This window comes from Flavobacterium daejeonense DSM 17708 (assembly GCF_000425425.1).
Taxonomy (GTDB): Bacteria; Bacteroidota; Bacteroidia; order Flavobacteriales; family Flavobacteriaceae; genus Flavobacterium; species Flavobacterium daejeonense.
On the sequence record NZ_AUDK01000006.1, the window covers coordinates 118487 to 138741 of the forward strand.

Annotated in this window: 10 protein-coding genes; all 10 read right to left on the reverse strand. The window is 29.5% G+C overall.

Going from position 1 to position 20255, the window contains the following annotated elements; genetic code table 11:
- Positions 1–2: 2 nt before the first annotated feature.
- Positions 3–8285: a non-ribosomal peptide synthetase gene (locus H599_RS0107210; RefSeq protein WP_026713512.1), complete on the reverse strand. Its 8283-nt coding sequence runs from the start codon at positions 8283–8285 to the stop codon at positions 3–5.
- Positions 8286–9164, reverse strand: a complete 879-nt coding sequence (locus H599_RS0107215; RefSeq protein WP_026713513.1) for an amidohydrolase family protein — start codon at positions 9162–9164, stop codon at positions 8286–8288.
- The gene (locus H599_RS0107220) at positions 9161–10807 is read right to left on the reverse strand and encodes an AMP-binding protein (RefSeq protein WP_026713514.1); all 1647 of its coding nucleotides are present in this window, start codon (positions 10805–10807) and stop codon (positions 9161–9163) included. Before H599_RS0107220 ends, H599_RS0107215 begins: the two co-directional genes overlap by 4 nt.
- Positions 10808–11122, reverse strand: a complete 315-nt coding sequence (locus tag H599_RS0107225) for a phosphopantetheine-binding protein (RefSeq protein WP_026713515.1) — start codon at positions 11120–11122, stop codon at positions 10808–10810.
- Positions 11115–11906: a serine aminopeptidase domain-containing protein gene (locus H599_RS0107230; protein ID WP_026713516.1), complete on the reverse strand. Its 792-nt coding sequence runs from the start codon at positions 11904–11906 to the stop codon at positions 11115–11117. Before H599_RS0107230 ends, H599_RS0107225 begins: the two co-directional genes overlap by 8 nt.
- On the reverse strand, positions 11894–12634 hold the full coding sequence (locus tag H599_RS0107235) for a hypothetical protein (protein ID WP_026713517.1): 741 nt from the start codon (positions 12632–12634) through the stop codon (positions 11894–11896). The genes H599_RS0107230 and H599_RS0107235 overlap by 13 nt, the downstream gene beginning before the upstream one ends.
- A 141-nt stretch (positions 12635–12775) precedes the next feature.
- Positions 12776–13459 carry an ABC transporter ATP-binding protein gene (locus H599_RS0107240; protein ID WP_026713518.1) on the reverse strand — a complete coding sequence of 228 codons (684 nt, stop codon included), beginning with the start codon at positions 13457–13459 and terminating at the stop codon, positions 12776–12778.
- Between the two features lie 56 nt (positions 13460–13515).
- The gene (locus H599_RS0107245; RefSeq protein ID WP_026713519.1) at positions 13516–15945 is read right to left on the reverse strand and encodes an ABC transporter permease; all 2430 of its coding nucleotides are present in this window, start codon (positions 15943–15945) and stop codon (positions 13516–13518) included.
- 54 nt (positions 15946–15999) lie between these two features.
- Positions 16000–16512, reverse strand: coding sequence for a UpxY family transcription antiterminator (locus H599_RS0107250; RefSeq protein WP_051590672.1), 513 nt, complete (start codon positions 16510–16512; stop codon positions 16000–16002).
- 984 nt (positions 16513–17496) lie between these two features.
- Positions 17497–18882 carry an exopolysaccharide biosynthesis polyprenyl glycosylphosphotransferase gene (locus H599_RS0107255; RefSeq protein ID WP_316930439.1) on the reverse strand — a complete coding sequence of 462 codons (1386 nt, stop codon included), beginning with the start codon at positions 18880–18882 and terminating at the stop codon, positions 17497–17499.
- Positions 18883–20255 lie beyond the last annotated feature (1373 nt).

A 20255-nucleotide genomic window follows, 5' to 3' on the forward strand; every position in this document is an offset into this window, starting at 1 on the left:
TCTTAAATTATGAACTCTTTCCTGCCAATCTCAATCTGTGTTCGACTTTTTTTCGCAAACAATTCTGAAGACAATTGAATCGTATTTGCCTCATAAAGCTCTTTAAAACTTAATTCTGTAGAAAAACAAATCTCTAATTCCATTTTAATTTTTCCTAATAACAAACTATCTCCCCCAATATGGAAAAAATTACTTGTAATACTAATATGCTCCTGTTTTAATACGCTTTTCCATATCTCAAGTATTTTTTCTTGGATATCATTTTTTGGAACTATAAAAATGTCTTCTAATTTTATCTGTGGATATTGATTAGATAATAACTTCTCAATACTTATTTTACCGTTAACGTTTATTGGAAATTTTTCTACTTTATAAAAACGCTTTGGAATCATATACTGCGGCAGCTTTTGGGAAAGTCTATCTAAAAACATTTGAAATTCAAAAGAATCTTTACTCTCTACATGTGCTATTATATCTAATTTTTCTTTATCATCTAATTGAGCACTTATAAAAGCATTCTTAACAGTAGTATCTAAAAGAACGGCATCCTCTACTTCTTGTAAAGAAACTCTCTGCCCTCTAATTTTAATTTGATTGTCTACTCTTCCTTTAAAAATTACTTCTCCCTTATTGTCTATATAGCCTCTATCCCCGCTTTTATAAAAAACACCATTCTCTTTCAAAAGAACTAAAGCATTATCGGTTTGATTTTTATCATTAACATAGCCTTTAAAAATACCTTCACCTCCAATACAAATTTCGCCTTCTACGCCATTTGGTAATATAAAACCATTAGTATCAACAATAGTAATTTGCTTACCCTCAATTGGTTTTCCGATAGATTTTAAATCTTCTTTAACCTCTACTTTTTTATAAGAAGCACAAACCGTAGTCTCAGTTGGTCCGTAGGTGTTATAAATTGGCATTTTTCCAATAAAATTACTTATATGACTTTCCTTTAAAACATCTCCTCCCGAAATTAACAATCGTAATTTATTTTGATTGAAGGTGTATGCATTCAATTCATTAATAATCATTGGAGTTGAACTAATAACAGTAACAGCGTGATTTTCGACAGCTTTAACTATAGATACAATATCTTTCCCTCCTTCTTCAATAATATCTAGTGTAGCCCCTATACACAATGCTGGAAAAATTTCTTCTATAGACGTATCAAAAGATAAACTTGCTTGTTGCAATACACGATCTTCTGCTGTCAACTTAAAATAGTTTAAAAAAGTTGACGTATAATAATTAAGTGACCTTCTATCAATCATAACCCCTTTTGGAGTTCCTGTTGAGCCTGATGTGTATAAAATATATGCTAATTCATCTTCTTTACAATCTTCAAATTTGACATCTTTAATAATAGGTTTATTATATACCTGTTCTATCTCCAAAATATTTACAGATGTATTAAACTCGGATAGTTCTTTTGATGTACTTATATCACATATTACGTGTTTTATATTAGCGTCTTTAATAACATGTTGAATTCTAGCTTTTGGATAATGTATATCAATAGGAACAAACACACAGTTTGATTTTAAAATGGCTAGTATGGTTATGATCGCATTTTCATCTTTTTTCATAAAAATGCCTACATATTCCTTAGACCCTATATCCCTCTTTAAAAAAGAAGCCAACTGATTAACCCTATCATATAATTGTTGGTAACTTAGGTTTCTATCATTGCAATGCAATGCTAATTTATGAGGGTTCTGTTTAGCTATTTTGCTAATAGCATCTATCACACAAGGATAATTTACTTTTGCTCTTATAGGAGTCTCAAGAGATTGTTTTTCTATATGAAGTGTTTTTATCTTTTCATTTTTTTTCTCGCCAACGCTCTCTATCAGCGTATTGAATTGATTCCAAAACCCTTCTATTTGCCACGCTTCAAATACTTCTGTTTTGTATCGTATTTTTAATTCTAATCGATCTTCAATTTGGAGAAACTCAAATGTTAAATCCAGAAGGGCATTAGCATTGTTAGTCGGTATTTGTGTAATATCTAAATCTGAAACATAATTTTTAAAATCGGGAATATTATTGAAATTTTGAAATAATATCAGCGTATTAAAAAAAGTCTTTCTATCCGAACTATCCTTTTCAATATCTTTAATCATATATTCAATAGGATAGTCTTGGTTATCAAATGCGTCTAAAACCGTTGTTTTTACTATAGAAAGATACTCACTAAAAGTAAACTCTTTATTTATTTGAGTTCTTACTGGAATTAATTTTAAAAAATAACCTAACTGATTTTCCAACTCTCCCAAATTACGACCTGAAAAATCGGTTCCAACAATAATATCTTCTTGGTTAGAATATTTATAAAGGCAAATATTAATCAAGCTCAAAACCACCATAAATAATGTACAGTGTTCTTCTTCTGCTATTTTTTTTAGCGTATTGGTTTGGTTTATATCAAATTCAAAATTCATCTCACTCCCTTCAAAAGAAGTTTCTTTGGATACTACATTATTTAACCACTGAGTAGGCTTTGGATAATCTTTTAATTGTTGTTGCCAATATACTTTGGATTCATGTAGCAACTCTATATGTTGATTGTACCAATAGCTATAATCGAAGAATTGTATATCTAATGAAACCTCTTTAAAGGTATCTTCTTTGATTTCTTTATAAGTTTTCAGAACTTCTGCAACAAGTACCCCTGAAGACCAACCATCTGCAATGATATGATGAATATTGTATGATAAATAAAATTCTTGATTTCCTTCTATTTCTATTATTTCAAAGGTGCAAAGCTCGTCTTTAACAAGGTCTATTATTCTATGATGATGTTGCCTTAATAATTCTGAAACATATTCACTATTTGTCTTTCTTAATTGTACAATTTCAGATAAATTTGAATACTTTTCCTTAACTCTCATTACTGGACTTCCATCCTTTTCATAAAAGTTCGTTCTTAATACTGCATATTTCTCATAGAGTCTTCTAATAGCTAACTTTAAAATTGAAATATCCAATTTCCCATTTATTTTATAAGCTCCTGTAAGATTATAAGCTATAGATGCATCTTTAAATTGACTATATATCCAAATACTATATTGACCCGGAGTAAGGGGATGGTCATTAGAAAGAGGAGATTTATTTATCTTGACGGTCTCTGTTGTTTGAAGTTTTGATATGGAATCCAACATATCCCTAAATTCACTATGCTCAAAAATGAATTGCAGACCTATTTCAACCTTATACACCTCACGAACTCTTGAAAAAACTTGCAAAGCTTTTAAACTATCTCCTCCTAGCTGAAAAAAATCTGAGTCATTTTCGATGCTTTCAAAATCACATCTTAATACTTCACCCCATATTTTTACTAATTTGAGTGCTTCTTTTGTTTTTTGAACACTTTCAATATTGACTCTCTTCTTTGGCAATTGTATAGGAATTGGAAGCTTTACACGGTCTACTTTTCCTGTTGTTGTTAATGGGAATTTCTCTAATTGCTTATAGTATTTCGGTAACATATAAGATGGTAAAAAACTGGAAAGTTGTTTTTTAAGAAATGATTCCTCAAATACAATATCTGAATCTGAAATATAATAGGCGCATAATTCGTAGTCTTCTTGGTGAAGCTCTTTTAATACAACTACGGCACTTTTTATTCCATCAATTTTTAACAATTGTGATTCTATTTCTCCTAATTCTATTCTTTGACCTCTTAACTTTACTTGAAAATCTTTCCGCCCTAAGTGTATTAGCTCTCCGTCAGGAAGTCTTTTACCCAAATCTCCTGTCAAATAAAACTGTTCACCATCAATTGTGATAAACTTTTGCTTTGTTAATTCTGGAAGTTTCCAATATCCCTTAGATAGATACCTACTCTTTAATGCTATTTCGCCTTCTACTAATACATCCACAGGAGTCTGATCATTATCTAGAATTATGACTTCAATATCTAAACCATTATGACCTAAAGAGACATAAGGGGATGTAATCTCTGTTTTTTTATCAATAAAGTTTTGACTACAAATATTAAATTCTGTACACCCCAAACCATTTACGAGGATACTGTTTTTATTGAATATTTTTTGATAGGATATGACATCATCTCTTAACAAAGGTTCTCCTGCTAAATATATCAGTCGAACATTTTTTAAGTATTTTTTCTTATCTTCAACAACAGTTACTTCTTCTATCATACTACGAAAAACCGTTGGAACTGAATGGTATATTGTAACCTTTGATTTTGAAATCGTTTCCAACATCCCTGAAATTCCTTCACTTTTAATATCAATAATTTTAATTGAAGCACCACTTAGTAACGCTCCGAATGTATCCATCATGGAGGCACTAAAATTAAAAGTAGGAATCAACGAAATGCAATCTTCAGGACAGATTTTCAAACTATTAATAAAACTATAGGCAATATGCATAATATATTGCTGAGTTTGAATAACACCTTTAGGAAGTCCTGTAGAACCAGATGTATATAATATATAAGCCCTTGTTTCAGAATTGGTAATTATTAGCTCATTACTTTCAATAACATCTTGTGTTTTTAACTGGTCAATAATAACAATATCGACAGAAATATTTAAAGTTGTTACTAATTTCCGTACCTGATTATAGTTAGAAGAGTCTGTAAGAACTCTTTGGATTTCTGCATCCTTGATAATATATTCTTTTCTATCATCCGGAAGTGTCAAATCAACTGGTACATAGGCATTACCTGTTTTTAGAATGGCCAACATTCCTACTATCATGTGCTCATGATGCCCAAAACACAAGCCTATATTTTCAGCTTTCCCATTTTCTATATAGGTTGCTATATTGTTGGCATGGATATATACCTCTTCATAAGAGTATTCTCTTTCAATACCTTTAATAGCGATGCTTTTAGAATTTGATTGTGCCACCTGCTTAAACTTTTGCCAAACAGACAACTCTCTTTCTTTTTCAGAAAAGAGCTCATGATTTCTTATTACTGGAATCCGTTTATTTACAATAGACTCATATTTTTTTTCTCGAATTAAACTATCTGGAACATGTACAATATCAGAGAGGATATATTTATAAAAGAAAACTATATTTTGAATGGCCTCTTGAGAAAAATCAGCACTCTTGTAATCCAAACGAAACTCTATTTTTGTGTCTGTAGGTTGAGCATATAAATTTAAATCAAAATTCAAATCTACTCCAGGATTAATACCATAAACTGCTTCTAAAGATTCAACAACCAAATTATTCTCTTGATTATTCATAAAGTTAAAAAAAACGGTGCTTAACCCCAGCCTGTTTTCATCAATCCCTACTTCCAAATCTTCTAATATTTTTTGAAAAGGGTAACTGGCATATTGTAAAGATGCCCTTGTTTGATTATATACTTTTTTTACAAACATTGAAAGGTTTTCATCTTTCTTGATACTTGTTTTTAGCATAACACTATTAATAAATAAACCAATAGCCTCTTCGTATTTTTTCTTTTCCCTTAAAGACACAGGAGTACCAATAGTAATTATATCATTACCCGAAAGACGGTTTAGTAGTACATAATAGCCTGAAAGCAAAAAAGAAAACAAATTTATTCTTTCTCTTTTTACATAATCTTTAATTGCTAATAACTCCATTTTTTCTATTGAAAATAAAATGCTCGCTGCAGTTTTATCAATACTATTGCTTGTCTTTTTTGGTAATTCCAAAGGTACTTGAGCTGAGCCTAACTGTTGTTTCCAAAATTGTTTCTGCTTTTTTAGTAAGTCCTTATCAAAAATGAATTCTTCTTGACAAAAATCCTTAAAATTATTTTGAGGTGATGAGACTATTAAAGACTGTTGATCTTTACTCAAAGCATCATATAGTTTATGAAACTCATTTAACAATAAACTAACTGATTTTCCATCTACCAAGATATGGTGTATTACAAATACAACTGTAAACTCCTTAGAATTTACACATAAACACGTTATTCTTAGCAAAGGCCCTTTTTCTAACGAAAAAGGAGTTCTTGAAAAATCTTTAATATATTGATCTTTTGACGTTTCATCAACCAATTCGCAAACATCAATATTGACTTTATAGTCCTTTTGAATCTTTTGGTAAAGCGTCTCCTTTTCAAATTCAAATATGGTCTTTAGCACATCATATTTGTCTATTAAATATTGAAATGCTTCTTGTACTTTTTCAGAATCTAACGAACCTTTCAGTTTTTTTTTAACGGTAATATGATATCCAGAATTTAAAAGATCTCTCTGCTGATTTATCCAAATACTTTGTTGTAAATAAGACGCTCTTACTTTTTCTTGATTATTTTCTTCTTCATCTGTTATGTTTACCTCATAATTATCAATAAGTAATGCTAATTCATCTATTGTAGAATGACTATAAATTTGCTCTAATGGAATTTCCTTACCGAATTCATCTTCTATAAAAAACACCAATCTTGTTAAAGAAATGGAATCTAATCCAAACTCTAAAAGATTCTGATTCTTTTTGATTTGTTGCTCAAGGTTCAGTTCAACCTGAAAAAAATCCTGTATTTTTTTCTTTGTATTTGATATATCTACAATTGGCTCTTGCTTAATTGGTCTTTTATTCTTTTTTAAATCTAAAAAAGAGCCTATCTTTCTAAGATTATTTTTTAAATATGCTTCTTTATTACCTCTTCTTTGAATTTTACCACTAGATGTCTTTAAAAGAGCACCTCTTCTTATCAATACAATATCATACACCGACAGTTTATATACATCAAATATTTCTGAGTGTACACTTTGAATTACACCACTTACATTTATCTCTTTAGACAAAACACATTCAGCAACAACAACAATGCTTTCCTTATTATTTATAAGTACACTGAATACTGCAACTGAACCAAATATTATGTTTTCATGAGATTTAGAAGCGACTTCTTCTATATCTTGAGGGTAATAATTTTTACCATGGATAATCAATATATCCTTTAAACGTCCAGCTATATACAATTGATTCTTGTGTAAAAGACCTAAATCTCCTGTTTTAAAGAATAAACCTTGAGCGCCTTCAATTTTGTTTTGAAAATGTTTTTTTGTTTCTTCTGAATTTTGCCAATAGCCTTTTGAGATACTTTTTCCTTGCAAACAAATTTCGCCTACATAACCTTCGTTTACTTCTCTTCCATTTTCACCAATAATCTTAATATCAAATCCATTGACTACTTCTCCACAAGAAACCAATTCTCTCTTTTCTAAACTAGCTCCTTTTTCTTCAATATTAAATTGTAATTGATATTCAGTAAATTTTTTGGTCACAATTGGTTTGTTTGCACCTTTACTTGAAACCAATAAAGTTGTTTCTGCCATACCATAACAAGGGACGAAACTACTTTTATTAAAACCGCTAATTTTAAATCTTTCCGCGAAATCATTAATGGTATCTAACAAGATGGGTTCCGCTCCGTTAAAAGCTGTTATCCAACTCCTTAAATCAAGTTCTTTTAAAACAGACTCATCAACATTTTTTACGCATAAATCGTAAGCAAAGTTTGGTCCCCCACTCACAGTCGCTTTATATTTTGAAATGGCTTGTAGCCATAATTCAGGTGTTCTTAGAAATTGAACAGGAGGGAATAATATTGCTCTAAATCCACTATATACTGATTGCAATATATTACCAACCAAACCCATGTCATGATAAAAAGGCAACCAACCAACTAGTATTGATACTTCATGAAGTTGAAATGACTGTTTTATTTGTTGCTGGTTGTCCATCAAATTTTTATGAGAAACAATAACCCCCTTAGGTGCTCCAGTAGAACCTGATGTGTATTGTAAAAACGCAACCTCGGTTGGGATTTCCATTTGAGGTCGTGTACTATTTTTATTTGTATCGATTTTATCCAAATAGATTATTGAGCAATCTATAGTATCAACTTTTGATAAGACTTTTTCGTAACCTATACCTGACACTGTTAAAATTGCTACTGGAGATGCATCCTCCAAAACCCCTTTCATTCTATCTGCACTCCGATTCATTTTAGGAGGATAAGACGGCACCGCTATCATCCCTGCATACAAACACCCAAAAAAAGCTTTTATAAAATCTACCCCAGGCGGAAAAAACAAAACAATACGATCCCCACTTTTAAAATCAGTTAAAAGCCTATTTGCAATACTACATGCGCTATTATGTAACTCTTTATAAGTTAAATTCAGTTCATCTTCCAATCCATTTTCTAAAAACGTATAGGCTATTTTCTCAGGAGAAACTAAAGCTCTGTATTCTAAAACTTCTGAAATAGAAGTAAATTTCTCAATATATTTAGAATTTATTTCAAGCATTTATTTTGATAAAAGTTTTAAAGCGTTATTGTAAAAAATATTTTCTAACAACCTAGGGTTATCTATTTTAGATTCTTCATATAATGATTTAATAGAATCCACTAAGTAACTCAATGGTTTCATCATATTATTAATAGGCCAATCTGATCCAAATAGAATTTTATCATTATAAGTTTCTTCAAAAATCAACTTTAAATCTTCTTTATTTGCTGTTTTAAACCCTGCTATATCTGCATATACATTGTTCTTCTGAATCAACTCTTTAACAATAGGATCATTCAATTTATATCCAGCATGAGCCAGTACAAAATTAGCTTTAGGATAAAGATCAACAATCTCTAAAAAGTCTTTAGGCTCTGCATATTCATTTTTAAGTCCTTTGATTGAGAATCCTGTATGAGACAAAATGGTTAGTTCCTTATCATTAGCATATTGATAGCATTTTTTCATTAGTGGATCATTCACTTTAAAGTTAAAAGGAGGGTATAACTTAATCCCATGAAAATTATATTCTTCAATACCTTTTTGCAACAATTCAAAACCTCCTCTTCGCAAGGGGTGGTAACCTCCAAACACAAAAAACCGATTTGGATATTTTTTTAAGACGTTTCTATGTCGTACGTACTTTTCTTCAATCGTTTCTTTAGAGGCTCCTATATAGTCATTGTCATCAACTATTAACAAGACAGCCTTCTGAATTTCAGAGTCATCCATTTGTTTGATAAGCTTTTCACCAAAGTCATCCCTTAAAAACAATTTTAACAACGATAACTGCTTGGAATCCTGTGAATCTGTCTTGCCTAAATTGAAAAGACTTGCTAAGAATGTATCTGGATATATTTTATGATATGCCAAGTGTGTATGGAAATCTATAATCATACTTTAATTAGCGGTTCTTCTAGTTTTATATATTTCTCTATAACGGTTTTCCGCTTTAACTTTAAGGTAGCTGTCAATAAACCATTTTCAACGGAAGGCTCTTCTTTGATAATCCTAAAGTTTTTGATTTGTTCGTAGGAAGCCAAACTTTTATTTAAATATGAAATTTGAGATTGGGCTTGAGTCTTTGTAAGTGCTTTTGAAAAAATTAGACAAGCTATAGATTCCTTATTTGAAGAATATACAAGAACTCGAGCATTATCTAGCAAAGCAGATAATTTATTTTGAATTGCATCAGGGTGAATCTTTTTGCCTCTTTCTAAAACAATGACATCATCCAACCTCCCTGTTATATAAAGAAAACCTTGTTTATCAAGATAACCAGTATCTCCAGTATGAATATAATCTTCCTTTATATTCAAAACCTCTTTATTTATAGTATCGTAATCTTCGTTATACTTAATAAGAACTTCATTCTCATCTCCAATTTTAACAGCTAAGTTTTTTTGTGGTTTTCCGACACTTCCTAGTCTATAATGTCTAGGGGAATTCATAATAATAGTTGATAATTCACTTTGGCTGTAAGCTTCATATAAGCGTACTCCAACTTTCTCAAAAGTTTCCAAGGTCTTCCGTTTTGTAGGAGCACTTCCTGTAATAAACAAGTCAGCTCGTCCTCCATAAATTTTTTTCACCTTTTGAAATAGCTGTTTTGTAAAAAACTGCTTAATTGGATTTCCATCTTTTAATTGATTAAAATTGTATTCATTAAAAATCATGAATAATTTTTGTTGCTTTTTATCATAACGTTTTATTCGTGCCTCAATTAAAGATGCCATGGCATCGTATATAGGAGGAATGGAAACCATTATATTGGGTTTTTCCATCATAATATGTTTGATACAATTTTTTGGTTCGGAAAGGACAATGTCTATTTTATTATTAATGGCTATTTGAATGAACCAACGCTGCATAGGGTGTGAAAGAGGAAGAAAGATAATCAATTTATTGTTTTTTGTTTTCTTTATTATATACCAAATAGACCCTCTGTAACTCCAATAAATTTTACACTTTTCTAATAAGGATTTCTTATCTTCTTTTATTTCATGAAATGTCCTCTTAATATATTTAATATGTTGAGAAGTTCCAGATGAAAACACAATACTATAATCTTCTTGAATCAAATTATCTTCTGAAATAATTTGATCATGATAATCTATCAATTCAACATCATTATGTATAGATTCTGTGCAATTGAAATAATAAATTTGAGTAGTTTCAATAGTTCCATAAACCTCTTTTAAGCTAAAATCGAGTAGTAATATGTCTATTTTTAAATCCTTTATGATTTTATCGATGACTTCCACTCCTAAAGATTCAGGAAGTCCCGCTGACTTATAACCACCTTTAATACAAGCATGATCAAAAACTACCCACTTATATGATGTTGCCCCTAATATACCAATCCTATTAATTTTGCCATTAGAGTTTTCTATTGATTTTAATATCTTAATATGTTTATCAATATCAACTGAAAAAGAAGCAAATGTTTTTTCTATTCTTTCTTTACCTTCAAAATAAACAATTGAATTTAAACTGTTCTTTTTAAGTTCTTTATATTTTTTATAAATAAAGTCTCTCACTTAAACTTTGTTATTTTTTAATTTATCTATAATATTAATAACATCTTGAACCCTTTGTATTGTTGAAAGATCTATTTTCTCAACAATGTCTTCCAAATCCATTTCTAATATATCTTCAAAAGCTAATAAAATATTCAAAAACTTTATAGAATCCAATCCCAAATTTTCTAATTCAGCTTCCGGATATATATCCCCTTTATCAATATCTCCAACGACATCCGAAATTAGTTCTTTTACTGTATCTAAAGTAGAAACTTCAAAAACAGATTTTTCTTTAGTTTTTTTTTTCTCTTTTCTGTTAAAAAGATTAAACATACTTCATAATTTCAATTGTTAATGATTCTGTTTTTGCCATTTCCATCGTGTTCCAAAATGATGTTGTCTTCTCTTTTATTAATTTAGTTTTGTTCCCAGATGAATTCAAATCCTCTTGTAAGTTCAATATTTTTTTATAATTCAATGTATCCAATGAAAAAAGTAAGATATTTTCATCACTGAGGACATATTGAAATACATCCAAATTCCTTAACTCCTCAGTTAAAGTAGTGCTTATTAAATACCCTTGATGATCTTCAAATTCTTCCCCATTAATAATTATCTTCTCCCCTACATTCTCCATCTTATTTAACATAAAGAAAGCCTTTCTACGTAGACGAAGCTCCATAAGGTAGCGTTTACCTGAAATGATTGGATCTATTAAAAAAACAGTTTCCAACTCTTTGTATTCTGATGCTAACTTCAATGCTAAACTAGCTCCAAATCGTATTCCCAAAATTGAAATATTAGTAATTCCAATTTCAATATGAATAAAATTCAAAATTGCTTTACAACTTTCTAAACAGGAATTAATGGTAAATTCTTCAAAATCTCCATAACTATCTCCTGTTCCGTAATAATCAAACCTAATTACGGTATAACCTTTATTAGTTAAAGCACGAGCCGTATCCGCTTGGAATTTTTGAGACCTCTTTTTTTCATCAAATAAAGGATTTACAAAAAGAAATGCTTTATCATTCGACTTTATAGGATAGTGAATATGTAAACAGAGATTTACTTTATCTTCAGAAATCTCAAAAATTTTATAAATTATTTTTTCCATTCAAAACCATATAACCAGCCCATTAGGATTGAATTGACATCCTTTTTAAATTGATATCCAAAAAAATTATGATCAGAGCCCTTAACAACTTTGAACACAAATGAAGAAAGTATACCATTATCTACTAATTTATTCCAATGATTTTTTGAATCTATGAATTCTTGATCTAGTTCACCATAAATGCTGTATACTTCAATCGTTTTATTAACAATCAACTGTGAAGGTTTTTGTTTTTTTATTGTGTGCTTTTCTGGAATCACATTCCTAACTATTTTTTTCCAGTTCAAATCAAAATGGAGTAATTTTATCCAAGTCTGTTTCTTAAAAACTTTATGCCAGTAAGATTTTAGATTTTTCTTATTAACACTAGTACCACTAACATAATCTAAATAGGTTGGAGATAGAAATATAACTGAAATATAAGACCTTTTTATTGCATACCTTAAAATTGGTTCGCAACCCAATGAAATGCTCAACAATAAATAATTTGAAAATGTATATGGGCTTTTACTAAAAAAACCTGTAACCTCATCTAAATAACTACTATACCAAGAAATTAGTGGATTTTCAGAATCATCTATGTTATCCTTATGATCTTGTATTGAATCACCTGCCCGATTCATATCCATTCTAAAACTTGAATATCCCAGTAAAGCCGCTTCTCTAGCTATTTCAACAAATATCCTTTGGGGTCCAATTCTAGTTCCACTTACTGCTGGAATTAGCACTAATAATGGCTTATTTGTTTCAACTTTTAAATTATTTGGAAGTGCTAAAATTCCAAATATTGATTTGGAATCAGATTTAATGCAAATTCCCTGTTCGTGATAAGCTTCTATAATGTAATAATTATGAGATTAATCATTCTTTTAAACTTCTTCTTCAATTAACTTATCGACTATTTTTCCATCATATAAAAATACATTTCTACTCGCATATGATGCATCTCTTTTAGAGTGGGTCACCATAACTATGGTCGTTCCTTCTTTATTCAATTCCGAAAGTAAGTCCATAACTTCTTTGCCGTTTTTGGAATCTAAATTCCCAGTCGGTTCATCTGCTAAAATAAATTTTGGCTTAAAAGCAATTGCCCTAGCAACAGCAACTCTTTGTTGCTGACCACCTGACAATTGTCTAGGGAAATGATCTGCTCTATGATCGATACCAATACGTTTCAAAACTTCTTCAACACGCTTTTTTCTTTCGTTTTTTGGAACTTTAAGGTACTCTAACGGTAAGGCTACATTCTCAAAAACAGTTAATTCGTCAATTAAATTAAAATTTTGAAAAATAAAACCAACACCACCTTTACGCAAAGTCGTCAATTGTTTTTCTGAACACTTAGAAACTTCCTGATTACCAAAACGATAACTGCCTGAAGTTGGATTATCAAGTAATCCTAAAATATTGAGCAACGTAGATTTCCCACATCCAGATGGCCCCATAATAGCTATAAACTCTCCTGCATTTACTTCTAAATTTAAATTATCAATTGCTGAAGTTTCAAGCTCTGTCGTCTTAAATACTTTTGATAGGTTTTCAGTTTTTATCATGATTATTATTTTAAAACTTTAATTTTTATCATTTTATAATTACTATTTTTTATTAATTATTCTGATCTTAACGATTGTATTGGTTTTCTTTTAAGTGATTTATATAAATTAACTCCAATAACTAACAAGGTTATAAAGAATATTGAAAAAATAGCTATAGCGAAATGCCAAAAACTAATTTCTATGCGATATGGAAAATCTGCCAACCAATCTTTCATGAAATAAATGACAATTGGAATAGCGATACAACTTGCTCCAATCAATACGTATAAAAATTCCTTAGATAACACCCAGAGGATAATATCTTTATCTGCTCCAAATACTTTACGTATAGCAATATCCCGTGTTTTCAAAAACGCTATAAAAGAAGATAGACCTAAAATCCCAATACAAGCCAGAAAAATGGCTAAAAAAGAAAAAACGGTAAATACATTTTGATTTCTATCCTCCTCTACGTATTGCAATTGATATTTGTCATTTAAAATATAATATTCGAAAAGATCTTCTGGAAAAAATTGTTTGTATATAGATTTTGCGTCACCAATTGTATTTTTCAATACTTTATTATTGTCTAACTTCAAAGAAAAATACCTCGGAGGACTAAATAATCCCGTATTAGGAGTAAGAATCATTCCTCCAATCTCCGATTTTAATGAATTGTGATGAAAATCGTCAATAACTCCAATAATATTAAAAAGCCTATCTTCAAAAGTTTCTATATTCAATGATACATTAATAGCATCATTTGGATCTTCAATACCAAGAATTTTAAGTGATTTCCTTGAAATAATAACGGCATTTTCATCCGATATTCTGTTCTCATCAAAATTACGTCCTGCGAGCAACTTTAGACCAAAAGTAGGGATATAATTTGCATCCACCCCATTTACCATATGTACTTTTTGAGTTCCTGGATCTTCTGAACTTTTCCATACGGCTAATCCCCAACTTTCAATTGAAGGTAATGCAAAACTTGCGGTAGTATATTTTGCATTTGTACCCTTATGTAATTCCTTGATAAAACTGTTAATCTGTGATTTGTAAACCTTCTTTTCTAGAAGTTGAGGTTTCTTTATTACAATGATTTTATCAATATCTACACCTAAATCTTTATTTTTCATAAAGTTATTCTGATTAATCATAATACAAGTGCAAGTAATCAGTATAATTGAAATAACAAATTGAATTCCTACAAGTACTTTTCTAACCATAACACTACCAGGAGTACTCATTGTTTTTGTTTTTAATACTTCAGTAGATTTAAAAGATGCCAAAATAAATGCGGGATATAGCCCTGATACAATAATTCCAACAATAATTATTGGCAATAGATATACCCAGAAAGTAGGCTGTAATAAAATTTCCGTACTGTAGTTTAAGCCTAAAAGCTTACTGAAAGGTTTTATTATCATAATAATAATAATAATCGATAAGATAGCTGCAATAATATTAACCAAAGCTGCTTCAGTAAGAAATTGCTTTGAAATTTGACTTTTATAAGCGCCAAGAGATTTACGAACTCCTATTTCTTTAGCTCTCTCTGTTGAACTTGCTGTAGATAAATTAATGTAATTTACCCAAGAAATTACTAAAATCAAAAAGGCAATAATTTTAAGTAAATTCAATGTTCTTGCTTTTGTATCTCTTCTTACTGTTTCATTTCTGAAATCTGATTTTAAATGGATGTCTTCTATTGGTTGAAAACTAAAGTTCCAAGTAACACTTGCTTCTATTGGATCTGTTTTATATTTTTTTATAAAAGCTGGAAATTGTTTTTTCACACTTTCTAAATCAGCTTTATTTGAAATGGTTACGTAAGTTGGAAATGACCACCACATCCAATTGTTTACAAACCAATTTTTACCTTTATTTATAGAATTAAAAGAACATAAAAAATCAAAACTAAAACTCGTATTTAAAGGAAGATCTTTTACAATTCCCGTTACGTAATACTTTGCTGTTCCAAATTCATTAGCGACCTCTAATTCTTTTCCAACAGCTTCCTCTTTTCCAAAGTATTTTAAAGCACTAGATTCAGTTAATACAATTGAATTCGGATTCTCCAATACCGTATCTGGATTACCAACTTCTAAAGGAAAAGAGAACATTTTAAAAAAATCTGCATCCGCATAATAAATCTTTTCCTCCTCGGCCGTAACACGTATACTTTTCACAATACCTGAACCATTTGAAAAACGCGACATTTGCTTAACTTCAGGAATCTCACCCTTAATTTTATAGCCAAGTGAGGGCATCACTGCGGGCGAAGAAGATTTTAACTCATCTCCCTGAAATCGTTCAAAAACTATTCTATAAAGTTGCTCTTTATTATCTTGAAAATCTTCATAATTTTCTTCGTAATTAGTGTACGCTATCAATAATAAAAAACAAGACAGACCTATACTTAATCCAATAATATTAACTAAGGTAAAAGGCAATCTTTTTTTAAGATTTCGAAAAGAGGTTTTTAAATAATTTGATATCATATATATTTTTATTCTTTAAAATAAACAATCGATTACATTAATAAATCTGGATAATTAAACTATTTCTGCTAGATGAACCTTATTTATCTCTGCGGTAATACAACTTCGAAGAGAATCAATCCGAACAACAACTTTTTCTTTTCCTTTATAGTCTACAATAAAGCAATTATATCCTAAAAAAGGACCTGAATTAATTTTCTTTTTTTCACCTATGCAGATTTCAAATGGAGCCAATTCAACATCTAATAATTCCCCTGTAAAAAGTTTAATTGATTTTATTTCCTTATCAGTAACAATAGCGGGTTTCCCTTGAATGGTGATAAAGCTATAGGCTCCTTCAGCTTTAAGTGCTTTGGATTGATCTTCACTATTTTTTAAAAAAACAAAAATATATGATTTAAACAAGGGCGTATTAACTGTTTTCTTGCGGTCACTCCATTGCCTAATAGTTTTTTTAAGAGGAAGGAAGACATCAAAGTCACTCTTCAATACATCATATACTTTTTTCTCATAATTAGATTTTGTGTAAATGACATACCATCCACTCCTAAAATGAATACTCTTCATAAAATTAAATATATTAAAATTAAATATTATAGCCGTCAGCTATTTTAAAATCAAGTAGTTCAAGAAAATTTATTTTGAAAATCTATTTTTCAGTGTTTTACTATCCAATTGGATATAGCTGCGCCACTTCAGTTACACTAAATTGTTAATATTTTTCTTATATGAGGATTAAGACTAAGAAAAGAAATCTTGTAGTTGCGAACCTACAAATTTTATTTAAAATAAAAAAAAAAAATGTATGAAAAATTACATTTTTTTCAAAAAAAAATAAAGATTAAATATAAAACCTTTAAATAGACTCCTTTATTAAACATAAATTTCTAGTTATTTTATTTTTAAAACAACTGATAATCAATGATTTAATTTTAATATTTTCTTTTGAAGATCCTGTAGCGGTATAAATATTAAATCTCATGCTTATATAGTTAAATATGAATAATGCTAACTAAAATATGCCAAAGATTTATCAGTATGGGATGAAACTACTCATATCTTTGTGAGTAATAAAAATCTAAGATTGATTAATATCTCAATTAGTAAATGAAAACTATTTCAAACCATATTTGTATGATTTAAAAGTAACTTTAGATCATAATTACGCCTTAATTCCATTATGACTTGTACTCATTGGCTTCAATTAAAGCTTAAAAATTTTAACGTGATTCTAAATTCATACTTAACCTTTCTTTCCATAAAATGCTCTATAGTATCTAACTTTTTCGAGCATGTTTAAAATAGTAGTTTAAAAAAGTTAAATCTTACATATTATTATACCTTGTTGGAAGCAAAAATTCATTTTTTTTCCCAAAACTGGCCTTAATAAACATAGAAAAACAAAAATAACCGATACTAAAAATCAAAATCTGTTACTTTTTTATCTTTTTCCTTAAAAGCTAACTTACTTCTAAATGTACTGCTGTACTCGGAAGCTAAGAACAATCAATTCTCAGAAATAATAAATTTTGAATAAGGGATTTTAAAACATTATTTCCCTCTGTAAAACAAGATAGTGGTTATTGTTTTTAATGAAATATTAAAATCAAGGTAAAAACTCCTGTGCTTAATATAATACAAGTCGTATTGTAACTTTATTAAACTCCCTTCTAAGGAATCTCTGTAATTATAATTCACCTGTGCCCAACCAGTGAGCCCCGGTTTTATAATATGTCTTATTTCATAAAAAGGCATTCTCTTGGCAAATTCTTTCACAAAGGATGGTCTTTCTGGACGTGGTCCTATTACCGCCATTTCACCTTTCAAAATATTGACAAATTGTGGAAATTCATCCATTCTAGTTTTTCTCATGAATTTTCCAAAAGAAGTGATTCTTTGATCTTGAGCAGTAGCAAATATTGCATTCTCAAGTTCAGCATCCTCAATCATTGTTCTAAATTTTAAAATCTTAAACACCACACCGTCTTTTCCAACACGTTCTTGTGTATAAAATAAACTTCCTTTGTTAGCTATACTATTTACTAAAAAAATAATGGGAATCAACAATAGCGTAATCAGTAAACCAATAACTGAAAAAAAAACTTCTAATACTCTAACTATTAGTAAATATAAGGGATTTTGGTTGCTCCGACTAAAAGGGAAAAAGCGATAAAAATCTCGCCCTAAATATTGCACTGGAATACGTTGTGTTTTCGCTTCATATACTTGCGAATATTCTCGAATTACTATTCTTGACTCTAATAATTGCTGGAGCAATTCAGCGGTAATGCAATCTGGTTTCTGAATAGCTACAACAATTTCAGTAATGTTTTTCTCTTTTACAAAAGTGCTTAAATCCGCCGAAATTATACATCTTATCTTAGAATGGAATGAATTTTCAAGATTTTTATTTTTTGAATCACTTACATACGCAATAATTTTATAATGTGAATCTAAATTTTCCAAGCCCAAAACAAGTTCTTCTAACTGATCCTCATCACATATCAATAAAGCATTTTGCTGAAAACGTTTGGAGACCAAAAAACGTGCATAAAAAATCCTCCATAAAATCAATGAAAATAAAATAACCAATAAAAAAACAAGGATTTGAAGACGATTCTTTGGTAATTCAGGCGAATAAACTGGTGTCAAAAAATACACTAATACCGTTGTTGTAACAGTAAGAATGGTATTTCTTGTCACTACGAATTCATTACTTGCTGCTTCAAGAATATACAATTCAAAAATAGTTCCAATAACTTTAAGATAAAGAATCAAAACCATTAAATAAATTAAATTAGACACTGAAGCTTTTAAATAAACCAAGTCGAAAAAGTACCCCACATTATACAAGGCTATAAATACACAGAAAAAGTCCACTATATGCAGAATCATTTTTCTTTCGGAAATTTCAAAATGGATTTTGTTTTTTGTCATTATATTTTTTGTTAACAATATAGTTTCTACCTCTAAAATCTAAAAAATTAAATTCAAATGAGTTTTGAAAATATTTTTTATACAAGTTTACAAACTATTTACAGATGCTTAAAACATATTCTTTCAAAAACTTTAAATTCAGTTCAAATATGACTTTACAAACAAAAAACTAAGATTTTTAATGGACATCCTAATTTAGCCATCACAAAAAGTTAAGAAATAATCATAATTTGCATCTATGATAGTTTTTTTTGAAAATCAAAATGAGCTTTATTTTAGACAAAAAAACAAATAACACTCAAGCAAGGAAAACACATGATAAAAACCAAATAAAATGCTATAAAAAATACAACAACTATTTAAAAATCAAAACACTACCCCCTATTAAAAAGATAAACCGTACGATTCATAAACCTGAGATCAAGGGTTTAACTCCCGTCCTCGCTAGGATTGAAGCACAATTTAAAAAAAAATTATAGTTCGATTGTACTCCTAGTCACTTTTTAAATTAATTATTTCTCTTTAATTCAATTTTATTTCAAACCTCTTTTTTACTATCAAAATTTACTGTTTATACTTAAATTAATTATCTAAAAACAGTATAAACATTAAAACTCCACACGTCCAAAAAAAACTTAAAACAATAAATATCAACATATTATGATTTCATTTTTAAACTATCTAGAAAAGTTAAAATTGGAACAAGGTGTTCGATTGTAATCCCATCCACTCCACAAAAAACATTGTAAACAACTGATTTACAAGGTTTTTTATTTTTAGTTAACAATTTAATTGATAATAAACAGAGCTATTGCAATAGCAACTGCGAGAGAAGGAAAAGTAGTTGCAATAAATATGGCAAGAAACCCCATAGGTCAACATCTATCATGAAACATTTTTAATGTCTAATCCTGCCCTCATAATTAAGAAGCTACTCAATACGATGTGCAATATTTATATATCTTAAAGTTCTCACCGAATTTAATGAGAATGCTTTATTTTGTATAATATATTCAAGTAATTTGATCACTTATACAACATAATAAAAATGTGATAGATGCGGCATACCCATACAAGATAAGTGGATTAGAGTAAATGCTGAACAAATCTAAGTTTATGACTCTCTCTTCGGTGAAGGGAAATCAAATCTTGTTAGCGAGTACGACAAAGCCTACAAACACAGTGCCTCCCTGAAGAAATATAGTTGAATTTTGCTTCATAAAAGAGTTTAATTGTTATTGTAACTTGATTTTTTACTGTTGCTCAACCGGTTATTGATAGCCTATGCAGCAGTGGGGATTTTTTTTTGCACTAAAGCTTAGTAGAAAAACTATGTTTCTCTTAAGCACAAATATTTCATAGAAGTACATTAG